At 63.7% G+C, this 1,990-nt stretch carries 2 protein-coding genes; both read left to right on the top strand.

From position 1 onward, the window contains the following. Positions 1–228, top strand: a 228-nt coding sequence (locus EOA60_RS30720) for a cupin domain-containing protein (protein WP_164899680.1), incomplete at its 5' end; no start/stop codon positions are given. A 100-nt stretch (positions 229–328) separates the two neighbouring features. Then, positions 329–1,990, top strand: a 1,662-nt coding sequence (locus EOA60_RS30715; protein ID WP_164899679.1) for an FAD-dependent oxidoreductase, incomplete at its 3' end; no start/stop codon positions are given.

The raw sequence follows: 1,990 nt of genomic DNA, 5'->3' as shown, positions 1-1,990 counted from the left end.
CTGCGCTCGGTCTTCGCGCCGGGCGCGGAATTGAAGACCGAAGCGCGCCGCCCGACCGAGGAAGCGGGCTACGTCGCGTCGGGCACTTTCGAGCTCGAGATCGGCGGCGTCTGGCATCGGCTCAGCGAAGGCGACTCGTTCCGCTTCGAAGGCAAGCCGTTCCGCTGGCGCAATCCTGGCGCCGAGCCGGCGGTCGTCATCTGGGTGGTTTCGCCACCGGTGTACTGAACCAATGCATGCCGCCCAAAACTGTGCCGCGGTTTTTGGGCCTGCGTGAAACAAAGAATCAAAAGCGCGTCCTGACGCGCTTTGGACGTTGGAGGAGAACATGGCCGGTTTGCCGACCACGGCACGCGTGGTGATCATCGGAGGCGGTGTCGTTGGCGCCTCCTCACTTTACCACCTTTGCAAGGCGGGCTGGACCGACTGCGTGCTCTTGGAAAAGAACGAGCTGACCTCCGGCTCGACTTGGCACGCGGCCGGCAACGTGCCGACCTTCTCGTCGTCCTGGTCGCTGATGAACATGCAGCGCTATTCTACCGAGCTCTACCGGGGCCTCGCCGACGCGGTCGACTATCCGATGAACTACCATGTCACCGGCTCGTTGCGGCTCGCCCACACCAAGGAGCGCATGCAGGAGTTCCAGCGCGCCAAAGGCATGGGCCGCTATCAAGGCATGGACATCGACCTCGTCGGCCTCGACGAGATCAAGCGCCGTTACCCCTTCATCGAGACGCATGAGCTGAAAGGCGCGCTCTACGACCCGAGCGACGGCGACATCGATCCCGCGCAATTGACGCAGGCGCTTGCCAAGGGTGCGCGCGACATGGGCGCGAAAATCATCCGCTTCTGCCCGGTCACCGGCGTTCGCCGCGAAAACGGCGAATGGGTGGTGGCGACGCCGCAGGGCGAGATCCGCTGCGAGATCGTGATCAATGCCGCCGGCTATCGCGCCGCCGAAGTTGGAAAAATGTTCGGCCGCGAAGTGCCGATGATGGTGATGAGCCATCAATATATCCTGTTCGAGGAAATCCCCGAGCTGGCCGCATGGACCAAGGAACAGGGCAAGAAACTGCCGTTGCTGCGCGACGTCGACACCTCCTACTACCTGCGCCAGGAAAAGACCGGCATGAATCTCGGTCCCTATGAGCGCAATTGCCGCGCGCATTGGGTCGGCCACAACGATCCGATGCCGGAGGATTTTTCATTCCAGCTTTTCCCGGACGATCTCGACCGTCTCGAGCATTACCTTGCCGACGCCGTAGCCCGTGTGCCGATCCTCGGCACCGCAGGCCTTTCCAAGGTGATCAACGGGCCGATACCTTACGCGCCGGATGGCAATCCGCTGATCGGTCCGATGCCCGGCGTGCCGAATGCTTTCGAGGCCTGCGTCTTCACCTTCGGCATTGCGCAAGGTGGCGGCGCCGGCAAGGTGCTGGCCGAATGGGTGACCGAGGGCCAGACCGAATGGGACATGTGGTCCTGCGATCCGCGCCGCTTCACCGCCTTTGCTTCGGCACCCGACTATTGCGTTGCCAAGGGCATGGAGATCTACGGCAACGAATACGCCATCCAGTTCCCGCGCCACGCCTGGCCGGCCGGCCGCGACCGCAAGCACTCGCCGCTGCATGAGCGCGTCAAAGCGCGGGGTGGCCAGTTCGACGCTTATAACGGCTGGGAGCGCGCCACCTGGTACGCGCAACCGGGCGACGACATTTCGGAAGAATCAACGCTGACTTTCCGCCGTGACGGGCCATGGCAGCAGCGCGTTCGCGAGGAATGCCTGGCTGTGCGCGACGCAGCCGGCATCCTCGACTTGCCCGGCTTCTCGCGCTTCAATCTCGAAGGTGAAGGCGCCGCCGAGTGGCTGGCCCTGCAGGTCACCGGCCTCGTGCCGAAGCCCGGCCGCATCGGCCTGGTTTATTTCGCGGACGATAAGGGCCGCATCGTTACCGAAATGTCGGTCGTGCGCCATGGCGAGGACCAGATG

This window comes from Mesorhizobium sp. M1A.F.Ca.IN.020.06.1.1, assembly GCF_004023265.1.
Taxonomy (GTDB): Bacteria; Pseudomonadota; Alphaproteobacteria; order Rhizobiales; family Rhizobiaceae; genus Mesorhizobium.
Note: the sequence above shows the minus strand (reverse complement) of the source record. Positions and strands in the feature narration are given on the sequence as shown.